The organism is Methylorubrum populi (assembly GCA_036946625.1).
In the GTDB taxonomy this organism is placed as follows: domain Bacteria; phylum Pseudomonadota; class Alphaproteobacteria; order Rhizobiales; family Beijerinckiaceae; genus Methylobacterium; species Methylobacterium populi_C.
The window spans coordinates 1,130,532-1,150,795 of sequence record JAQIIU010000003.1 but is presented as its reverse complement, the minus strand read 5'-3'; the positions used below and the strand labels follow the sequence as shown (position 1 = coordinate 1,150,795).

At 71.2% G+C, this 20,264-nt stretch carries 15 protein-coding genes and 1 pseudogene; 7 read left to right on the top strand and 9 right to left on the bottom strand.

Annotation, left to right across the window (positions count from 1 at the left end):
* Window positions 1–2 precede the first annotated feature (2 nt).
* From PGN25_16800 to PGN25_16785, 4 genes are all read right to left on the bottom strand, one after another.
* Entirely contained in the window at window positions 3–881 is an 879-nt protein-coding gene (locus PGN25_16800; protein ID MEH3119195.1) for a lysophospholipid acyltransferase family protein, read from the bottom strand.
* 25 nt (window positions 882–906) lie between these two features.
* Window positions 907–1,428, bottom strand: coding sequence for a GNAT family N-acetyltransferase (locus tag PGN25_16795; GenBank protein ID MEH3119194.1), 522 nt, complete (start codon window positions 1,426–1,428; stop codon window positions 907–909).
* Window positions 1,425–2,105 (bottom strand): tRNA (adenosine(37)-N6)-threonylcarbamoyltransferase complex dimerization subunit type 1 TsaB, encoded by a 681-nt coding sequence (gene tsaB, locus PGN25_16790; GenBank protein ID MEH3119193.1) that lies wholly within the window; start codon window positions 2,103–2,105, stop codon window positions 1,425–1,427. Before tsaB ends, PGN25_16795 begins: the two co-directional genes overlap by 4 nt.
* 150 nt (window positions 2,106–2,255) lie before the next feature.
* Window positions 2,256–2,822: a NifU family protein gene (locus PGN25_16785; GenBank protein ID MEH3119192.1), complete on the bottom strand. Its 567-nt coding sequence runs from the start codon at window positions 2,820–2,822 to the stop codon at window positions 2,256–2,258.
* Between the two features lie 362 nt (window positions 2,823–3,184).
* On the opposite strand from PGN25_16785, the gene rpoZ reads away from it, so the two are divergent.
* The 5 genes from rpoZ (at window position 3,185) to PGN25_16760 (ending at window position 8,411) form a co-directional block, all read left to right on the top strand.
* Entirely contained in the window at window positions 3,185–3,595 is a 411-nt protein-coding gene (rpoZ, locus tag PGN25_16780; GenBank protein MEH3119191.1) for a DNA-directed RNA polymerase subunit omega, read from the top strand.
* Window positions 3,596–3,837: 242 nt separating this feature from the next.
* Window positions 3,838–6,069 (top strand): bifunctional (p)ppGpp synthetase/guanosine-3',5'-bis(diphosphate) 3'-pyrophosphohydrolase, encoded by a 2,232-nt coding sequence (locus tag PGN25_16775; GenBank protein ID MEH3119190.1) that lies wholly within the window; start codon window positions 3,838–3,840, stop codon window positions 6,067–6,069.
* Between the two features lie 111 nt (window positions 6,070–6,180).
* Window positions 6,181–6,531: a hypothetical protein gene (locus tag PGN25_16770; protein MEH3119189.1), complete on the top strand. Its 351-nt coding sequence runs from the start codon at window positions 6,181–6,183 to the stop codon at window positions 6,529–6,531.
* A 107-nt stretch (window positions 6,532–6,638) separates the two neighbouring features.
* Window positions 6,639–7,229 (top strand): orotate phosphoribosyltransferase, encoded by a 591-nt coding sequence (gene pyrE, locus PGN25_16765; protein MEH3119188.1) that lies wholly within the window; start codon window positions 6,639–6,641, stop codon window positions 7,227–7,229.
* 525 nt (window positions 7,230–7,754) lie between these two features.
* Window positions 7,755–8,411, top strand: a complete 657-nt coding sequence (locus tag PGN25_16760) for an NYN domain-containing protein (GenBank protein ID MEH3119187.1) — start codon at window positions 7,755–7,757, stop codon at window positions 8,409–8,411.
* A 186-nt stretch (window positions 8,412–8,597) separates the two neighbouring features.
* Here PGN25_16760 and smpB read toward each other — a convergent pair whose 3' ends face one another.
* Both smpB and dapA read right to left on the bottom strand, forming a co-directional pair.
* Complete coding sequence (smpB, locus tag PGN25_16755) at window positions 8,598–9,071, bottom strand: SsrA-binding protein SmpB (protein MEH3119186.1); 474 nt, start codon at window positions 9,069–9,071, stop codon at window positions 8,598–8,600.
* Between the two features lie 82 nt (window positions 9,072–9,153).
* Window positions 9,154–10,044 (bottom strand): 4-hydroxy-tetrahydrodipicolinate synthase, encoded by an 891-nt coding sequence (gene dapA / locus PGN25_16750; GenBank protein ID MEH3119185.1) that lies wholly within the window; start codon window positions 10,042–10,044, stop codon window positions 9,154–9,156.
* A 190-nt stretch (window positions 10,045–10,234) separates the two neighbouring features.
* Here dapA and PGN25_16745 point away from each other — a divergent pair, with 190 nt between their 5' ends.
* Together PGN25_16745 and PGN25_16740 are read left to right on the top strand one after the other, a co-directional pair.
* The gene (locus PGN25_16745; GenBank protein ID MEH3119184.1) at window positions 10,235–12,544 is read left to right on the top strand and encodes a transglycosylase SLT domain-containing protein; all 2,310 of its coding nucleotides are present in this window, start codon (window positions 10,235–10,237) and stop codon (window positions 12,542–12,544) included.
* Window positions 12,545–12,726: 182 nt separating this feature from the next.
* Window positions 12,727–13,959: pseudogene (locus tag PGN25_16740) on the top strand (adenylate/guanylate cyclase domain-containing protein).
* A gap of 263 nt (window positions 13,960–14,222) precedes the next feature.
* Here the strand turns inward: PGN25_16740 and PGN25_16735 are convergent.
* The 3 genes from PGN25_16735 to PGN25_16725 form a co-directional block, all read right to left on the bottom strand.
* Window positions 14,223–16,202: a flagellar motor protein MotB gene (locus tag PGN25_16735; GenBank protein MEH3119183.1), complete on the bottom strand. Its 1,980-nt coding sequence runs from the start codon at window positions 16,200–16,202 to the stop codon at window positions 14,223–14,225.
* A gap of 220 nt (window positions 16,203–16,422) precedes the next feature.
* A complete protein-coding gene (locus tag PGN25_16730) occupies window positions 16,423–18,078 on the bottom strand; it encodes a porin (protein ID MEH3119182.1) in 1,656 nt (551 codons plus the stop codon).
* 344 nt (window positions 18,079–18,422) lie between these two features.
* Entirely contained in the window at window positions 18,423–20,249 is a 1,827-nt protein-coding gene (locus PGN25_16725; protein MEH3119181.1) for an ATP-binding cassette domain-containing protein, read from the bottom strand.
* Window positions 20,250–20,264: the final 15 nt, after the last annotated feature.

Genomic DNA, 20,264 nt, shown 5'->3' with positions numbered 1-20,264 from the left:
GCTCAGACCGCGGCGATGCCGGGCGCCGAGACGTCGGCCTCCTCTCCCGTGGGCCTCGGTGCGGCCGGCACGGGCCGGGCGGGCGGCCCGCCGCGACGGGTCTCGCGCAACGCGCGCCGCACCGCGGCCTCGGCCTGCGCGGTCGCGACCTTGCGGTCGGTGGCGGCCTCGAAGGCGATGGCCGAACCCCAGGCGATGTGCACGTCGAGGGGGCCGCGGTTGGCGAACAGGGCCAGATGCGGCGCGAGGTCCATGTCGCCGTACCACGCGATCTCCGGCCGCTCGGCGCGGGTCACCGGCAGGCCGTTGCGGCGCAGGTAGCTCAGCGCCAGGGGCTGGAGACGGATGCGGGCGAGGCCGCCGGCCTCGGCGGCGAGCGCCGCCCTCGCGGCGCCGACCAGGGAGGAGCGGAACGGCAGCAGCCGCAACCCGTCGCCGGTGGTGCCTTCGGCAAACAGCACGATCAGGTCGCCCCCGGCCAGCCGCCGCCCGACCGTGGCGTTGACGCTGGCGGTGGCCGCGCGCTTGGCCCGCTCGATGAAGACCGTGCGCTGGAGCCTGGCGAGAGGCCCGATCAGCGGCCAGCCCGCGATCTCGGACTTCGCCACGAAGGAGAGCGGGCGCAGCGAACCGAGGGCGACGATGTCCAGCCAGGAGACGTGGTTGGACAGGACCAGGGCCGGCTCGTCCGGCGGCGGCGGCGTGCCGCTCTGCGTCACCCGCACCGAGAACAGGCGCAGGAACAGCCGGTGGAACAGCACCGGGATGCGCGCGGCGAGCCGCCCGCGGCCGAAGCGCAGGCTGAGCCAGTGCGGCCCGATCACGATCAGGAAGGCCAGCGCCTGGACGAGCAGGCGCACCCCGATGCCGGCCCGCGTCATCGGGCGGAAGCCTCGTCGCGGCACCTCACGAGAGGGTCGCGCTCATGGTGAGCGCCGTCGCCCGGCTCCCGTCGGGCAGCGGGTAGTAGCCCCTGCGCTCGCCGACCTTCACGAAGCCGTGGCGCGCGTAGAGCTTGAGCGCGGGCTCGTTGCCCTCGTCGACCTCGAGATGGACCGTGCGGATGCCGGCGAAGGTCAGCGCGGTGAGGTGCTCGCGCAGGAGCCGGTGGCTATGGCCGCCGCCGCGGGCGGCGGGCGCCAGCACGATGGTCAGGATCTCGGCCTCGTCCGCCGCCTTGCGCGACAGCACGAAGCCCAGCAGCGCGCTGCCCCGGCGCAGGGCGTGCGCCTCGGTGGAGCGCTCGCACAGCAACCGCTCGAATTCGTGCGCGGCCCAGGGGCGGGCGAAGGCGGTGGCGTGCAGCTTTTCGAGCGCGTTCGCTTGGCCCGCGTCGCGCAACGGCGCGACGTAGGGCACCGAGCCCCAGGCGTCCCACCATGCGGACCACCAGTCGAGCGGCCAGAACGGAGCGACGGTCCGCGTCATGCCCGGGCGAGCCTCGCATGGTCCTGGGGCCGGGCGTCCGGCCCGCGCAGGTAGAGCGGGCGCGGCAGGGCCTGCTCCGGATCGGCCACGAGCCCGAGGGAGGCGACCCAGGCGATCTGCGGCGGCCCCGTCTCGGCGAGTTCGACGGAGAGGCCCGCCGCCCCCGCCGCGGCGGCGAGCGCGGGGGCGCCGGAGCCGGTGAGGATGGCCCGGCGCCGGCCGAGCAGGCTCACCGCCTCCTCCAGGCAGACGTGGCGCGGCGGGATCACCGCACCCTCCGCCACGCTCATCGCCTGGAGGTAGACGGCACCGTGGCGCGCATCGATCGCCGCGGCGACGGTGTCCTCGGCGTTGAGGGCGAGCTGGGGCGCGAGCAGGGCGGACAGCGTCGTCACGCCGACCACGGGGATGCCGGCGGCGAGCCCGATGGCGCGGGCGGCGGAGAGGCCGACGCGAAGGCCGGTATAGCTGCCCGGCCCGACGGTGACCGCGACGCGGGCGAGGCCTTCGAAGCCGCCCTCGACCCGGGCCATCACCCGCTCGATCAGCGGCAGCAGCGCCTCGGCATGGCCGCGCGCGAGCGCCATCGACTCCTCGGCGAGCAGGTCGTCGCTGTCGTCGGTGGCCACGCAAGCCGCGCAGGCTTCGAGCGCCGTATCGATGGCAAGGATCCGCAAACCGTCTGATTCCATCCGGCGGCGGGCCGGGAGCGACCGCCGTCCGGCTCTTTCTAGGACGAAACTTTTGCATTCGTCAGCGCATCGACCGCCGGCCTCCCCAGGAAGCGCGGCGGTGTTGCACCGCTGCCAGCGCGGTTGCGGCCGGAATCAGACCGCCTGCACTTCCCGCACGGAGGGCAGGAAGTGCCGGAACAGGTTCTGCACGCCCTGCCGCAGGGTGGCGGTCGAGGACGGGCAGCCGGAGCAGGCGCCCTTCATCTCGAGATAGACGATGCCGTCGCGGTAGCCGCGGAAGGTGATGTCGCCGCCGTCGCCCGCCACCGCCGGGCGCACGCGGGTCTCCAGGAGATCCTTGATGGTGGCGACCGTATCGTGGTCGGCCTCGTCGTAGAACTCTTCCGTATCGTCCTCGGCCAGCGTCGTGCCTTCGGCCAGGACCGGGCGGCCGGACTGGAAGTGGTCCATGATCGCGCCGAGCACGGCGGGCTTCACCTGCGGCCACTCGTTCACCCCGTCGGCCTTGGTGACCGAGATGAAGTCGTGCCCGAAATAGACGCCCGAGACGCCGGGCACCGCGAACAGGGCGGTCGCGAGCGGCGAGCGCTCGGCGCCCGCGGCGTCGCGGGCCTCGAACGTGCCGTCGGTGAGGACCACGCGGCCGGGCAGGAACTTGAGCGTGGCGGGGTTCGGCGTCGCTTCGGTCTGGATGAACATGTCGAAAAATCCTCGGGTCCGCTGGCGCCGGTTCAAGGCCGGCCGGGATCGGTGCCGGGTTCGACCGGCACCGCTTCCCATGTGGACCGAGAGGGACGGATTCTCAACAGGCGGGCCGCGCACGGCGGGTCGAGGCGCAGGTCTCGTCCGCGCCGACTTGAATTTCAGGCTGGATCGCGATCGGGCGATGCCTTCGCCCCGGACGCCCAGCGGCTGGCCGGACGTGAGCCCAGGGCCATCGCTCGAAGCGATGGCCCTGTCGGCGGACGAGCCGGTGCTTGTTGCGCGGCGGCATCCGGTGTAGGTAGCCCGTTCATCACGCACATCGTTCGTTCCCGCGCCTGAGGAAGGAGCCGCCTCGCATGGCTCGCGTCACCGTCGAAGACTGCATCGAGAAGGTCGAGAACCGCTTCGAGCTGGTCCTGCTCGCCAGCCACCGCGCCCGCCTGCTCGCCGCCGGCGCCCCGCTGACGGTCGAGCGCGACCGCGACAAGAACCCGGTCGTGGCCCTGCGCGAGATCGGTGACGAGACCATCACGGCCGAGGATCTCAAGGAGCAACTGATCCACTCGATGCAGAAATACGTCGAGGTGGACGAGCCGGAGGCCGAGACCGTGCCGCTGCTGTCGAGCTCGCCCGCCGCCGCGGCCGTGGCGCCCCCGTCGTCCTCCGACGACAAGGACGTGCAGTTCGACCGCATGAGCGAGGAAGACCTTCTGCGCGGCCTGGAGAACCTGGCTCCGCCGACCGAGACGGACGACGAGGGCGAGTAAGCTTCCTTTCGCGGTTTCTCTCGCGTTCGACGCCCGCCCTCGTTTCCGAGCGGCGGGCGTTCCCGTCTTGCGGTCCCTCTTTGCTGTCTTGCAGCCCATGCAGGATGGGCGGAAACCGTCGGCTCTCGCCGCGGCGCCATGGGTCTGGCGCAACCGCTGCCGATGCGGGAAGGTGTCGCGCGATCGACCGCGGCCGTTCCGGCCGGGCCCCCGAACACATCGAGAGCAGGATCCTTCGGCGGATGATGCGCCAGTACGAACTCGTGGAGCGGGTCAAGCGCTACAACCCGGCCGCGAACGAGGCGCTTCTGAACCGCGCCTACGTCTACGCCATGCGGGCGCACGGCACGCAGAAGCGTGCCTCGGGCGATCCGTTCTTCGCCCACCCCCTCGAAGTCGCCGCGATCCTCACCGACCTGCGCCTCGACGACGCGACCATCGTCGCGGCGGTGCTGCACGACACGGTCGAGGACACCGCCGCCACCCTCGACGAGATCCGCGAGATCTTCGGGCCCGAGATCGGCGCCCTGGTGGACGGCCTGACCAAGCTGAAGCGCCTCGACCTCGTCTCGAAGCGGGCGGTGCAGGGCGAGAACTTCCGCAAGCTCCTGCTGGCGGTGGCCGAGGACGTGCGGGTGCTGCTGGTCAAGCTCGCCGACCGCCTGCACAACATGCGCACCCTCCACTTCATGCGCGACGACAAGCGCGCGCGGATCGCCGAGGAGACCCTCGACATCTACGCCCCGCTCGCCGGCCGCATGGGCATGCAGGAACTGCGCGACGAGCTGGAAGACCTCTCCTTCCGCACGCTCAAGCCCGAGATCTACGGCACCATCGCCAAGCGCCTCGAAGACCTCTCGGCGAAGTCCGGCAGCGTCATCGAGAGCATCGAGCACGACCTCACCGCCCGGCTTGGCGCCCGCGGCATCACCGCACAGGTGAAGGGACGGCTGAAGAAGCCGTTCTCGATCTGGTCGAAGATGGAGCGCAAGTCGGTCGCCTTCGAGCAATTGTCCGACATCGTCGGCTTCCGCGTGATCGTCGCCACGGCGGCCGAGTGCTACGCCGCGCTCGGCGTGGTCCACACGAGCTGGCCGATGGTGCCGGGCCGCTACAAGGACTACGTTTCGACGCCGAAGCAGAACGATTACCGCTCGATCCACACCACGGTGATCGGGCCGAAGCGCCAGCGCGTCGAACTTCAGATCCGCACCGCCGAGATGGACGAGATCGCCGAGTACGGCATCGCGGCGCATGCCCATTACAAGGAATCCTCGTCCGAGGGCGGCGAGGGCGAGATCCACCCGCGGCTCGCCACCGAGAGCGGCGCCTATCAGTGGCTGCGCCGCACCATCGAGCTTCTGGCCGAGGGCGATTCGCCGGAAGAGTTCCTGGAGCACACCAAGCTGGAGCTGTTCCAGGACCAGGTGTTCTGCTTCACCCCGAAGGGCCGCCTGATCGCCCTGCCGCGGGGCGCGACCCCGATCGACTTCGCCTATGCGGTGCACACCGACGTCGGCAACACCGCGGTCGGCGCCAAGATCAACGGGCGCCTGGCCCCCCTGCTGCACGAACTCGCCAACGGCGACGAGGTCGAGATCGCCCGCTCGGACGGAGCCTCGCCGCCGGCCGCCTGGGAATCGCTCGTCGTCACCGGCAAGGCGCGGGCGGCGATCCGGCGGGCGACCCGCACCGCGGTGCGGCGGCAATATGCCGGGCTCGGCCGCCAGATCCTCGATCGGGCCTTCGAGCGGGCGGGGAAGAGTTTTTCCGAGGAGAAGCTGCGCGGCGCCCTGCCCCGGCTCGCCCGCGCCTCGGCCGAGGACGTCTTCGCGGCCGTCGGGCGCGGAGAGATGTTTTCCGGCGACGTGGTGAAGGCGGTCTATCCCGACTTCAAGGACGAGCGCCGCGCCGGCGCCAGCGGCGGGCCTGCGGCCAACGGGGCGGCCGGCCGTCTCAGCCGCTCCAAGGACCAGACCATGCGGCTGACCTTCTCGGGCGAGGCCGAAGGCGCCTCCACGCCGGGCGGCATCCCGATCCGGGGGCTCGCGGGCGACCTGCCGGTGAGCTTCGCACCGAACGGCGGTGCCCTGCCGGGCGACCGCATCGTCGGCATCCTCACCCCCGGCGTCGGCGTGACGATCTACCCGATCCAGTCGGCGGCCCTCGCCGCCTTCGACAACGAGCCCGAGCGCTGGCTCGACGTGCGCTGGGACGTGGAGGGCTCGCAGGAGCGCTTCCCGGCCAAGATCGCGCTCGAATCGATCAACGAGCCCGGCACGCTGGCGCAGATCGCCCAGGTCATCGCCGAGCACGACGGCAACATCGACAACGTCTCGATGAAGCGCCGCACGCAGGACTTCACCGACATCGCCATCGACCTGTCGGTGCCGGACCTGAAGCACCTCACCGCCATCGTCGCGGACCTGCGCGGCAAGCGCTCGGTGAGCCGCGTCGAGCGGGTGAACGGGTAGCATCGACCGGTCGTGTACGCTGGCCGGAACCGATGCGCGGGCGCGGCATTCCATGATCGGGCCGGTCTACGGAATGCCGCGCCCGTGGTCTGCTTTCCCGGAGCGATCAGCATGAAGCGTTCCCTGGTCACCACCGCCATCCTCGCCTTCGTCGTGCTCGCCGTCGAGGCCCGCGCCCAGAACCTGCAACCCGGCATGCGGACGATGATCCAGCGTGGCGGCCCCGAGGGCCTGCCCCTCACTCCTGCCCTCCCCGACGATCTGGATGACAGCAAGCTGCAGCCGGGCATGCGCACGATGATCCAGCGCGGCGGGACCGAGGGCGTGCTGCTCGGCTCGCTCTTCCCCTTCGCCGGCGCCGACGACGCCTACGACGCGCCCGCCTACGATCCGTACGATCCGGCACCCGCTTACGGTGCCCGCCGTCACCGGGCGCGGGACGTTCTGCACGTCCGCAACTGAGCCGTCCGCCGTCGCGATTCCATCGGACATGGACGGGCGCGCTCCGCTTGCGCCGCGCACCCGCCGCTGCGACAAGCGGCGGAACACGGGTTGGCGAGCAAATGGTCATGACGCCGGAAGATGTCCTCGAAGAGTTTCGCGCGGCGGGCGCCCTGATGCAGGGGCACTTCATCCTCAGTTCCGGGCTGCGCTCGCCCACCTTCCTGCAGAAGATGACGATCTTCTCCGATCCGGTGCGCACCGAGCGGCTGTGCCGGGCGCTGGCCGAGGTGATCACCGGGCGCTTCGGCCGGATCGACATCGTGGTCTCGCCGGCCATCGGCGGCATCATCCCCGGCTACGAGACCGCCCGCCATCTCGGCGCCCGGGCGATCTTCGTCGAGCGCGACCCCGGCGGCCCCTTCACCCTGCGCCGCGGCTTCTCGATCCCCGGCGGAACCCGCGCCGTCATCGTCGAGGACATCGTGACGACCGGACTCTCGGCCCGGGAATGTCTCGCCTCCCTCAAGGGCGAGGCCGGCGAGGTGGTCGGCGCGGCCTGCCTGATCGATCGCTCGGGTGGGCGCGGCGAGATCGGTCTGCCGCTCCTGTCCCTCGTCACCCTCGACATTCCGACCTATTCACCGGACGCCCTCCCCCCGGAACTCGCCGCCATTCCCCCGGTCAAGCCGGGCAGCCGCGCGATGCCGAAGCCTTGAACGAGCCTCGGGGCCCCCTCGCGGCGGCCCGGATCGGCGCCGATCGTGACGGTCGGTGAAGATTTGATGCAAGAATCCAAATGCAAAAATCCAACGTAGTCTTTGCCCTACCAATAACCTCAAGTCCATATGAACGCTATTCGGGCTGTCCCTGCTTAGGCATCGCAACCTGTGGGACGGGGATCGTCCCGAACAATGTTTTTGTAGTTGTGGCAGATCACATTGGCCGATCAATGGAGTGGCAGGCTTAACTCTCTCTGGTTCTTGACAGAGCTTGTAGGCTCCGGCACCACGGTCCCCGGCTCGGGCCGGTTCACGCCCTGAAGGTCTCGGCACGATCCCCCGATGGCCGGGCCGCCTCTGCATCTGAAACGAGTCCGTGGCCGTTTGATCGGCGGCTGTCATCAACTGAGAGTTCGGGAGTGCCGAACATCGTCGGCGCATCGGATCTGCGTTTCCATGAACTGCATTCGTCCTTGAATTTTCAAAAACAGTGTCTTTCAGCTCCAGCACACGGATCGATCGATGAGTGACAAGCAGCGCACTGCGATTTTTATCGACGGTGCAAACCTGTACGCGACGACCAAGGCGCTCGGGTTCGATATCGACTACAAGCGGTTGCTCAAGGATTTTCAGAGCCGCGACAATCTCATTCGGGCATTTTACTATACCGCCATGATCGAGGATCAGGAATATTCCTCGATCCGTCCGCTGATCGACTGGCTCGACTATAACGGCTACCGGGTCGTGACCAAGCCGGTGAAGGAGTTCACCGACTCCGCCGGCCGCCGCAAGATCAAGGGCAACATGGATATCGAGCTCGCCATCGACGCGCTCGAACTCGCTCCTCACATCGACCACATGGTGCTGTTCTCCGGCGACGGCGATTTCCGCTCGCTGGTGGAGGCGATCCAGCGACGCGGCGTGCGCGTCTCCGTGGTCTCGACGATCCAGACCCAGCCGGCGATGATCGCCGACGACCTGCGGCGTCAGGCCGACGAGTTCGTCGATCTCGCCCATCTCGCCAGCCGGATCGGCCGCGACCCGGGCGAGCGTCCCGCGCGCGCCGCCGGCGACGGCCCCCGCCGGGATTTCGCCGAGCGCGGCTCCCGCGCCAATCCGGGCCTGGAGAGCCGCTACGGCATCCGCCCCGGCCCGTCCGAGGAAGAGGCGGAAGGCTGAACAGGGCATCGCCGCCCGGATTGCGATGACGGGAGAAGATCCCTCACCGTCATGGCGAGGTTTCAGCCGAAGCAATCCAGCGCTCCGGACCATCCGGACGGGTCGCGCCGCTGGATCGCTTCGCATTCGCTCGCGATGACGGCGGGCGCGACCCAGGCCATTCGACCGAATCCGAAAGAACCGATCTCAGCCCTTGTCCCGCATCAGCCGGGCCTTGTCGCGCTGCCAGTCGCGTTGCTTGACGCTCTCGCGCTTGTCGTGGAGCTGCTTGCCCTTGCCGAGGCCGAGTTCCACCTTCGCCCGGCCCTTGTCGTTGAAATAGATCTTCAGCGGGATCACCGTGTAGCCCTGGCGCTGGGTCGCGCCGATCAGCTTGTTGATCTGGCGGCGGTGCAGCAGCAGGCGGCGGGGCCGCTTGGTGTCGTGGTTGAAGCGGTTCGCCTCCAGATATTCCGGGATATAGGCGTTGAACAGCATCAGGTCGTTGCCGGACGGGCCGGCATAGGATTCGCCGATCGTCGCCTTGCCGCCGCGCAGCGACTTCACCTCGGTGCCGGTCAGCGCGATGCCGGCCTCGAGCGTGTCCTCGATGGCGTAGTGGAAGCGGGCGGAGCGGTTGTCGGCGACGACGCGCCGGCCGGGTTCGGGTTTCGGTGCCATTGGTCTTCGGGTTCGCGGTCGGGCGGCGGCGGCCCACCGATATGGGGACCGTCGCCGTCTCCGGCGAGGCTTCGGGCCGGAATCAGATCAGGCCGGCATGGGCGAGCGCGGCATCGACCGCCCGGCGGCAGCCTTCCGTGGCCGGGACCAGCGGCAGGCGCACTTCCTCCGACATCAGCCCGAGGCGCGAGAGCGCGTACTTCGCCGGCACCGGGTTCGATTCGTAGAACATCTGCACGTGCAGCGGCATCAGCCGGTCCTGGATCGCCAGCGCCTTGGCGTAGTCGCCCGACAGGGTCGCCTCCTGAAGATCGGCGCAGAGCCGGGGCGCGACGTTCGACACCACCGAGATGCAGCCGTGCCCGCCATGGGCATTGAAGCCGAGCGCCGTCGCATCTTCGCCAGAAAGCTGGATGAAATCTTCTCCCAAGGCCTGCCGCTGGAGGCTGACGCGGTCGATCCTGGCCGTGGCGTCCTTCACGCCGGCGATGTTCTTCAACTCGAACAATCGCTTCATGGTGTCGACGCTCATGTCGACCACGGAGCGGCCGGGGATGTTGTAGATGATGATCGGGATGCCGACCGCGTCGTTGACCGCCTTGAAGTGGGCGTACATCCCCTCCTGGGTCGGCTTGTTGTAGTAGGGCGTGACGATGAGCACCGCGTCCGCGCCCGCGGCTTCCGCATGACGCGCCCGCTGCACGGCCTCCGCCGTCGAGTTCGAACCGGCGCCGGCGATCACCGGCACGCGCCCGGCGGCCTCGGCGATGCAGGTTTCGACCACGCGGTCGTGCTCGGCATGGCTCAGCGTCGGGCTCTCGCCGGTGGTGCCGGTCGGCACCAGGGCATGGGTGCCCTGCCCGATCTGCCAGTTCACGAATTTCCGGAAGGCCGCCTCGTCGAACGCGCCGTCGCGGAAGGGAGTCGCGAGCGCGGTCATCGAGCCGCGAAGGCGGGCGTGGGTATCGGTCATCCTGGCGTTCCCGGCCGTTCTTCTTGCCTGTCGTCTGGCACATCCCTGCGGCGCGAGCCGCGCGCGGGTCGGGCGAGACATAGGCCCTCCCCAGCCCGCGCGCAAACGCTTCGCTTGCGCAGTTAATGCCATCTTAACGGACCGGAGCCCAGCTTAAGGCTTGGCCTCCGTGTCGGGGTGTCTGATGACCATGGCGTTCCCCGCCCGCTCCCTGCTCCTCGGGCTCGTGCTGTCCGGCGCTGTGCTGCCGCAGCGCGGCGGCGCCATCGAGATCCGCAACCCCCAGCCGGCCTCGGCGCCCGCCGTCCCGGCGAGCGACGCCACCGCCCGTGGGGTCGGCGACGGGCAGGGGCCCGCCTCCGATCCCGTCGCCGCGGACGCGCTGCGCCTCGATCCGAGCGCGGGCGAGGCGGCCTCCGACAAGCCGCTGCCGGCCGCCGCCTCGGCCTACGCCACCACCGAATCGGACGGACCGGTCGCCTTCCCGCTGCCGGACGCGGCCGTCTCCCCCGCCGCTCCCTCCCCCGAGGTGCCCGACCCCGCCCGGCCCATCGCCTCCGGCGAGACCCCTCTCGGGCCCTTGCGCGAGGCGATCGACCTCTACCGCAAGGGCAAGGTCTCCGACGGCGACCGGCTGGCCGAGGGGTTCTCCGATCCGGCGGCGCGGGCGCTGCTCGAATGGGTGGCGATCCGCGCCGGCGCCGGCATCGGCTTCGAGCGCGTCGTCGCCTTCTCGCGCTCCCATCCCGATTGGCCGGCGGGCCCGCTCCTGCGCCGCCGCGCCGAGGAGCGGCTGCTTTCCGAGAGGAAGAGCCCGGCGGTGGTGCGCGCCTATTTCGCCGGCGCCAAGCCGGCGAGCGCGCCGGGCAAGTTCGCCCTGGCGCTCGCCCTGCGCGCGGACGGGCTCGACGCGGACGCCGCCGACCTCGTGCACGACCTGTGGCGCGAGGAGAGTTTCGGGCGCAACCTGGAGGCCAGGGTCGCCGACGCCTTCCCCGGCGTCCTCACGGTGATCGACCATCGCTACCGGATGGAGCGCGCCCTCCTGAAGGAGGATTGGGGGACCGCGGCGCGCGCGGCGGATTATGCCGGCGGCTCCTATGCCAGCCTCGTGCGCGCCCGCCGGGCGGTCCAGGGCAAGGCCGGCGCGGCGGCCGCGCTCGCCGCCGTGCCGCCGTCGTTGCGCAACGATTCCTCCTACCTGCTCTCGCGCGCCCAGTATTTCCGCCGCGCCGACAAGGCGGCGGAGGCGGCCAAGGTGCTCTTGTCCGCGCCCACCAACCCGGACGTGCTCGCCGACGGCGACACGTGGTGGGTCGAGCGCCGCATCGTCGCGCGCAAGCTGATGGATGCGGGCGACTCCAAGACCGCCTACGCGGTGGCCGCCGGCCATTCCGCCCGCACGGCGGAGAAGCGGATCGAGGCCGAGTTCCATGCCGGCTGGATCGCCCTGCGCTTCCTGTCCGATCCGGCCGCGGCCGAACGGCATTTCGCGCAGGCCGCCTCGGTGGCCGAGACGCCGATCTCGCTGGCGCGCGCCGCCTACTGGCAGGGCCGCGCGGCGGAAGCCGAGGGCAAGACCGCCGAGGCGAAGACCTTCTACGAGCGCGCCGCGCTCCAGCCGATCGCCTATTACGGGCAGCTCGCCCGCGTCCGGCTCGGCCGGCACAGCCTCGCCCTGCGCGCGCCCGCGGCGCTGAGCCCGACCGCCCGCGCCGCCTTCGACGATCGGCTGTTCGTGCGCGGCCTGAAGCTCTTGGCCGCCGCCTCGCTGAAGGAGCTGGCGCTGCCGCTCTACATCGACGCCGCCCGCTCGCTCGCCGACGAGGCGCAGGTCGACGCCCTCGGCGAGACCGCCGCGCAGGCGCGCGACGCGCGGGCCCTGGTCGCCATCGGCAAGCTCGCCACGCAGCGGGGCCTGCCGCTCGACGCCCACGCCTACCCGACCCTCGGCATCCCCGATTACGAGACCTTCACGGCGGTGCCGCAGGTCGAGCGGGCCATGGTCTTCGCCATCGCCCGGCAGGAGAGCCAGTTCGATCCCCGGGCCCAGTCCGGCGTCGGGGCGCGGGGCCTGATGCAGATGATGCCGGCCACCGCCCAGCGCACGGCCAAGCGCGTCTCGGCGGCCTACGACACCGATCGCCTGACGAGCGATCCCGCCTACAACGCCCGGCTGGGACAGGCCCATCTCGGCGAACTGATGGAGGACTGGAAGGGCTCCTACATCCTCGCCTTCGCCTCCTACAACGCCGGCGGCGGCAACGTGAAGAAATGGGTCGATGCCTACGGCGACCCGCGCCGGCCCGATGTCGATCCGATCGACTGGGTCGAGCGCATCCCCTTCACCGAGACGCGCAACTACGTGCAGCGGGTGATGGAGAACCTGCAGGTCTACCGCAACCGTCTCGACGGCAAGAGCGCGCTGACGATCGAGCGCGACCTCGCCCGCGGCGTCCGAACCGCGGTCAGCGCCGAGGCGCAGCCGGTCACGCCGTAGGGCATCGTCCCGAAAGGCGGTTTCCGGCTTTCGGGACGATGCGAAAACAAAGTTTTGGATCATCGATCCGCGTGGTGGCGGCGGCTCCGCCGGGCAGGGCGGCGGCGCCAGGCTTGCCCACAGCAGAGCCCGGCCGGCGGCTTTTGGAGCGTGGGGCGTGTCGACATAGACTCATGCGCGTCATGGCCCCCACGGACCCGATCGCCGTCTCCACCCTGCGCGCCGTCGAAGCGCGCCTCGTCGCGCGGGCGGTCGAGTCGGACGATGGCGAGGCCATCATCGCGGAGTTCTGCGAGGCCCTGGCCGCGGCCGGACTTCCGCTCTGGCGCGCCAGCCTCTCGGTGCCGGTGATCGACCCGCTGTTCCGCGGGGTCAGCCTCGCGTGGCGGCGCGGCCAGGGTCTGGCGCTGTTCACGACCGTGCACGGCCCCGAGGGCGAGGGCACCTTCACCCGCAGCCCGGTCGGCTGGCTGAGGGCGAACGACCTCACCGCCGTGCGCTGGCGGCTCGACCGGCCGGAGACCTGCCCGGACCTGCCGCTGCTGGCCGAGCTGCGGCAGGCGGGCGCTACCGATTACCTGCTTCACGCCGTCGCCTTCGCCCCCGGAACGGCGATGGCGGGCGTCGGCATCTCGTTCGCCACCGACCGGGCCGGCGGCTTCACCGAGGCGGAGCGGGCGGTGCTGGCCGGGCTGGTGCCGGTGATGGCGCTGGTCACCGCCAAGCTCAGCCTGTCGCACACGATGCGCGAGATGCTCGGCACCTATCTCGGACCCGCCACCGGCGCGCGGGTGCTCGCGGGCGAGATGCGGCGCGGGCAGAGCACGGTGGTGCATGCGGCAATCCTGCTCGCGGACCTGCGCGGCTTCACCGCGGTGGCCGACGGCGACGACCCGCTCGAGGTTGTGGGTTGGCTCGACGAGCATTTCGATGCCCTGGGAGAGCCGGTGCAGCGCTACGGCGGCGAGATCTCGAAGTTCCTCGGCGACGGGTTCCTGGCGGTCTTCCCCGTGGCCGAGCCCGACATCCTCGCCTGCCCGTCCTGCGCCGGTGCGCTCGACGCGGCCCGCGAGGCGCTCGCGCGCAACGCCGCCCTGAACGCGTCGCGCCGCCGCGACGGCCTGCCGGCGCTGGAGGCGGACATCGTGCTGCATTACGGGCGCGTGGTGTCCGGCAATGTCGGCACCGACCGGCGACTCGACTTCACGGTGATCGGCCGGGCGGTCAACGAGGCGAGCCGGATCGAGCGGCTCTGCGACGCGTTGGAGCGCCCGCTGCTCCTCTCGGACGCCTTCGCCCGGCGCTGCCGGGCGCCGCTGGTCGCGGTGGGGGAGTTCGCCCTGCGCGGCGTCGGGCGGCGGCAGCGGATCTGGGGACTCGCTTCGGAGGCGGCGGGGTCGTCAGGATGCGCGGCCGGTGGCGACGCGCCCGAGCCCGCCCAGGGCGCAGCCGGCCAGATAGGCGCCGAGGAGCAGCGCCCCGGTCTCGATCCACAGGCCCGCCTCGCCGGCCAGAGCGCGCAGGGCCGCGAGACCGGCCAGCGCGGCGAGGCCGACGAGCATCAGCCCGGTGGCGGCCAGCGCGATCGGACCGCGCGGCAGACCGGTGAGCGCGCCGACCGCGAGGCCGAGCGCCAGGGCCGCCGCCAGTTCCGGCCAGAGCGAGGCGACGAGCGGGATCACGAGCGCAGGCCGAGGCCGATGCCCTGCCGGTCGGAGAGCGGTGCGGCGTCCGTCGGCACGGCGGCGCGGTCCAGCGGCACGCCGGCCTTCTGGAGGTAGTCGACCACGGCGAGCGCCCGGGCCCGCGCCAGCTCGGCGCCGGCCTCCGCCTTTTCGGTCTCGCTCTTCTCGGGCTTGGCGGCTTCCTTGGCGATTTCCTTGGCGGCCTGTTCCTTGCCCTTGCGGCCCTTGGCGGATTTCGCGTCCTTCTTCGTCTCCGCCTTGGCTGCGGGTTTGGCCCCCGCCTCCTTCGATGCCTCCTCGGCGATCGAATCGGCGGGAGCGTTCGGCTTGGCGCCCGGAGGGTCGAGATGGCCCACGACCACGATGCGCTCGCCCGGGCAGGCCCGGGCCAGGGCCGCCACGGCGTCGAGGACCGGGTAGAATTCGGGCGACAGCGCCGTGCTGCCCGGCGCGAAGCGAAGCGGGTGGCCGGCGGTGCGCGCGGAGAGCCGTTGTCCGCACTCGCCCGAAGCGGCCGTCGCGGCCGGCTCGTCCGCGGTGACGGCGGCGGTGGCGGTCCAGCCGGCGGGCATCGCCCGCGGCAGCGTACGGTTCAGCCGGGCCGCGCTCTCGGGATACAGGCTGGTGCCGGTGAGGCGCAGGCTGGCCCCGGTGACCGTCACCTCTCCGCTCGCCAGGGTCGAGAGCGGATCGACGGCCGCCGCCAGGGCCGCGCCCAGATCGGCCGGCGCCCCGTCGGCGAGCCGCGTGCGGTCGCGGATCGCTTCGCCGAAGAAGCGCGGGTCGAGCCGGGCCAGCAGCGCCTCGCGGGTCGCCTGGTCCGGCAGATGGCCGCTCACGGTCACGCTGTCGCCGCCGCGGCGGATGCGCACGACGTAAGGCACGATCGGCTGGGCCGTGAGGGCCACCGGACCCGCGGCGACGCCGGCGGGGCGCGCCTCGCGCATCAGTGCCTCGGCCTCGCCGACCGCCCCGGCATCGAGGGCGTTGCCCTCGACCGACACGGACCCGCGGTCGAAGGCGACGCGACCCTCGTGCAGCAGCCCCGCGAGCCGCAGGACGAAACGGGCGATCGCGGTCCCGTCGACGCCTCGGGGCAGGCCGCGGGCATCGCGCATCCGGTCGTCGACGGCAGCCCCCTCCGCGGCCTCCGCGGCGACGGCGCGGATCTCTTCGCGGGCATTCTCCGAGGCGACGTAGCCGTCGAGTTCCAGGCTGCCGTCCGGCCGGCGGGAGACACCGAGGCGGACATCGCCGACGACCGGCGGCAGGATGTCGACCGTGCCGAGGGTGTAGCCCTGGGGCGGGCTCGCCAGAGCCGTGCGCAGGGCGTCGTAGGCGGCCAGACTCGCCGCCTCGCCCCGGATCGAGATCACGGTGTCGTTGAGGGTGGCGACGGCGCCGGTGGTGAGATCCTGAAGCCGCTCGACCGCGAAGGCCGCCGCGTCGGGAAAGTCGCGCGGGGCGCCCCGCGCGGCTCTGGCCCGGTCGCTCAGGGTCGCGTCGCGCGGCAGGGCGGGTTTCAGGCGCTGCGCCAGTTCGAAGGCGCCGACCTCGGCGGGACGGCTGCCGTTGGCCTCGATCCGTTCGGCGGCGGGGCGCTCCACCGACCAGACGAAGGGAGAGACCTCCTCGATCACGCCGGTGCGGTCGGTCAGGCGGCGGAGGCCCGCGATCCGGGAGAGCCGGTCGAGCACCGCCTCGCGCTGGGCCGCCTCCGGCGCCTCGCCCGCCGCGGTCAGGTCACGGCCCTCGACCGTGACCCGCAGCCAGGGTTCGGGCTGCCCCTCCCCGGTCCCGGCGGCGATCGCCGTCGCCTGCCGCCGCAGGCCCTCGCTCACGCGCCCCGTGCCGAGATGGGCCGCCGCGGCGATCAGGGCGAGCGCGGGAAGCCCGGCGACCCAGCCGATGCGGCTCAGGCGCGCGCGGGCGGACCGGTGCCGCACCGGCGCGGACGGAGAGGGAGAGGACATGGGCTCGACCTCGCTCGGCGGCCGGCAAGCGTCGCCAGCAAACAGGCGCATCGGGGCGCTTTGAAGGCCGCGCGGTCTTCTGCCGTGGCCCGCGGTCGCGGGCCACGGCTCAGGCTGGTCGGTCACCCGATGTGAGTCAACAAAAAACCCCGGCCGCGAAGCCGGAGTCTGGAGGTTCGTCGTCGGAGGCGGCGAGCTCTCCGCTCGCTGTCTTCCTGCCTTAGAAGTCGCGCTGGACGCGGAAGCGCGCCTGGAACACGTCGTCGCTGGTGACGGTGCGGGTCGGCACGTTGTTGACGAACACGCCCTTGTCGCTGTCGGCGACGCGGCCGCTCTTCATGCCCGTTTTGATGTATTGGCCCTCGACGCCGATATCGAGATCCTTGACCGGCGACCAGATCAGGCTCGCGCCGGTGACGACCTGGTAGGTGTCCCGCAGGGACGGGCTGAGGTTATAGCCGATCGCGTTGGTGATGTACGAGGGCGGCGCGACGGCCGAACCCGTTCCGATCAGGCCGGAAGCCTGGCTGATGGCCTGCCGGGCGCCCTGGGAGAACCACATCTCGCCGTAGCTGGCGTAGAAGGCCGAACGCCATTCCGGCGACCAGTAGTGGAGGTAGGACGCGACCGCGGTGAAGCTGCGGGACAGTTCGAGCTGGCCGGTCAGCGGGTTGACGATGGCGTCGGAGAGGTACTGGTTGAACGGGTTGCCGGCGTAGACCGAGGCGTTGCTGAGGTAGCCGGCGGTGAAGCGGTTGATGCCGGTGTAGAACGAGGCACCCTCGCCGTAGGCGCCCTGCAGGTACAGGCCGTCGCCCGGGGCGATGAAGGGCAGGTTGAACTTCAGGCCGCCCTGGACCGCCCAGCCGTAGTCGGTCTGTGCGCCGGCATCGATGCCGCGGGCCGCGAGAAGGGTCGCGACGGTGCCGTTCGTCAGGGCGCCGCCGGTGGAGATGCCCGAGCCGCCGATGAAGTTGCCGGTGTTGATCTCGTGCACCGCGGCGGAGAGCTGGGCCGAGCCCCAGGCCGCGTCGTAGCGCAGCGAGCCGACGAAATCGGGCAGGCGCGAGCGCTGCACGGCGTCGATGAAGGCGACCGCGGTGGCGTTGCCGTTGGCGGCGGTGCCGAGGATGATCGGGGTCGGGGCCGTGATGAGGACCTGCGACAGGGCGCCGGCGCCGGCGCCGGTGGCCGCCGACGGCACGGCGTCGGAGTAGAGCGGGTTCTTGCGGTAGTTCGGGTCTTCCATCGACAGCGTCGCCGACCAGCCCTCGCCGAACTTCTGGGTATAGGCGAGCAGGTTGGTGGACGGCATGTCGGAGCCGAGCGACGAGGCGATGATCTCGAAGTCGTGGGCGTAGAAGTCGAAGAACGAGGAGGCGCGACCGGCGGTCAGGCCGGCGAACTGCACGAACGCCTTGTCGACGTTGATGAAGTTCTGGATGCGGCCGAAGGCGTCCTGGCCGGTGCCGGAGAAGGCGTAGCCGCCGCGCAGGTTCGTGCCGGAGGAGAGCTTGGTGTTGCCGGTCCGGCTCGCGGCGTCGAGGCGCAGGAAGGCGCGCAGGGTGCCGTAGCCGGTCTGGGTGCGGGCATCGAAGTTGAAGCGGGCGAGGCCCAGGAAGCCGGAGAGATCGCCGCCGCCGACGACGCTGCGGTTGTCGCTGCCGATGTAGCCGTACTCGGCACGGGCGCGGCCGGAGACGCGCAGGCAGGTGTCGGTGCCGGGGATGTAGAAGAAGCCGGCGCCGTAGGCGGTGCAGACGCGGACGTACTCGATCGGAACGGCCTTCTTCACCGGCAGGTCGGCGGCCTGAGCCCCACCCACGATGGTCAGCCCCGCTGCCGATCCAAGGAGAAGGCTCTTGACGAGCTTCATGATGAACCCTCCAGAAGTTTCGAGACCCTAGGGATCGGACTTGTCTTGGCAGAGCGCCCACCGTCCCGTGCGCGCCAAACCCGTCCTTGTATCCCTCAGCGCTTGGACCTTCCCGCAAGGGTTTCGGCCAAGCCGCGGCGGGATTGCCCCGTCCGCAGCGGCACCATGGTCGAGCCTGGCCGTACGGGCAACAGACATGGCTGTCTTGGAAGCGTCACAAAACGGCTTCCCTGGCATCTGTTGCAGGCTCGCAACTTAATCCCTGCCGACAAACAAAAGTTTCCCCGTCGGCGGTGGGTTATGAAATGCTTGTTTCCATCGCCGCCGCAGGCGGGCGGGTGCGGTCAGGCCCCTTGCGACTCCCGCTGCATCTCCAGCGTCAGCCAGCGTTCCTCGGCGGCGGCGAGTTCGGTCTCGGCCGCCCCGAGCATGGCGGTGGCCTTCTGGAACCGGCCCGGATCGCGGCCGTAGAGGCCGGGGTCGGACAGCACCTCGCGCAGCTTGGCGATGCCGGCCTCCAGCTCGGCCATGCGGCCGGGCAGCGTCTTCAGCTCGTGCCGCTCCTTGAAGCCGAGCTTCGTCCGACCCGGCGCCGGATCGGTTCGGGGTGCTTTCTCCCGCGGCCCGGATCGCTCGCGGGCGGCCCTGCCGTCCTTCGAATCGCTGCGCGCCTCCACCCCGCGCCCGCGCTGGGACAGCATGTCGGTGTAGCCGCCGGCATACTCGACCCAGCGCCCCTCCCCCTCGCTCACCAGCACGGTGCCGACCACCCGGTCGAGGAAGTCGCGGTCGTGACTGACCAGGATCAGGGTGCCGGCGTAGTCGCCCAGCATCTCCTGGAGGAGGTCGAGGGTTTCGAGGTCGAGGTCGTTGGTGGGCTCGTCGAGCACGAGCAGGTTCGAGGGCCGGGCCAGCGCCCGGGCGATCAGCAGCCGGTTGCGCTCGCCGCCCGAGAGCACGCTCACCGGCGTGCGGGCCTGTTCGGGCGCGAACAGGAAGTCCTTGAGGTAGCCGATGACGTGGCGGCTGCGCCCGCCGACGGTGACGCTGTCGCCGCGCCCGCCGGTGAGCACCTCGGTGACGGTGGCGGAGGGCTCCAGCACCGCCCGGGCCTGATCGAGATGGACCATGTTGAGATGGGTGCCGAGGCGCATCTCGCCCGAATCGGGGGCCAGCGCCCCCGTCAGCAGGTTGATGAGCGTGGTCTTGCCCGCTCCGTTCGGGCCGACGATGCCGAGCCGGTCGCCGCGCAGGACGCGCAGGGACAGGTCGTGGACGATGCGGCGCTCGCCGTAGGACTTCGCGACGTGCCTGGCCTCGGCGATCAGCGTGCCCGAGGCCTCGCCCTCGGAGGCGGTCAGCACCGCCTGCCCCACCGGGCGGCGATGCTCGCGGCTCTGTCTGCGCAGGTTCTGCAGGTCCGAGAGCCGCCGCACGTTGCGCTTGCGCCGGGCGGTGACGCCGTAGCGCAGCCAGTGCTCCTCGTCGGCGATCTTGCGGTCGAGCTTGTGCTTCTCCCGTTCCTCCTCCTCGAAGAAGGCGTCGCGCCACGCCTCGAAGCTCGAGAATCCCTGCTCGATCCGGCGCGTGACGCCGCGGTCGAGCCAGACGGTCGCCCGCGACAGGGCCGAGAGGAAGCGGCGGTCGTGGCTGATCAGGACGAGGGCCGAGCGGGTGCGCTTCAGCTCCGTCTCCAGCCACTCGATGGCGGGCAGGTCGAGATGGTTGGTGGGCTCGTCGAGCAGCAGGATGTCGGGCTCCGGCGCCAGCGCCTGGGCGAGCGCGGCCCGGCGCGCCTCGCCGCCCGACAGCCGCCGCGGATCCTCCTCGCCGGTCAGCCCCAGGCTTTCCAGCAGGGAGCGGGCACGGTGCGCGTCGTCGCCCGGGGCGAGGCCGGCTTCCGCGAAGGCGAGCGTCGTCTCGTACCCCGAAAAATCCGGTTCCTGCGCGAGGTAGCGGATCGTGGTGCCGGGTTGGACGAAGCGCACGGCGCGGTCCGGCTCGGCCAGGCCGGCGGCGATGCGCATCAGGGTCGACTTGCCCGAGCCGTTGCGGCCGACGAGGCAGGCGCGCTCGCCCGGCGCGATGGTCAGGTCGGCCCGCTCGATCAGCGGCGTTCCGCCGAAGGTGAGCGCGACGTCCTGGAGGGTGAGGAGCGGGGGAGCGGCCATGGCGGGCTTATGGCA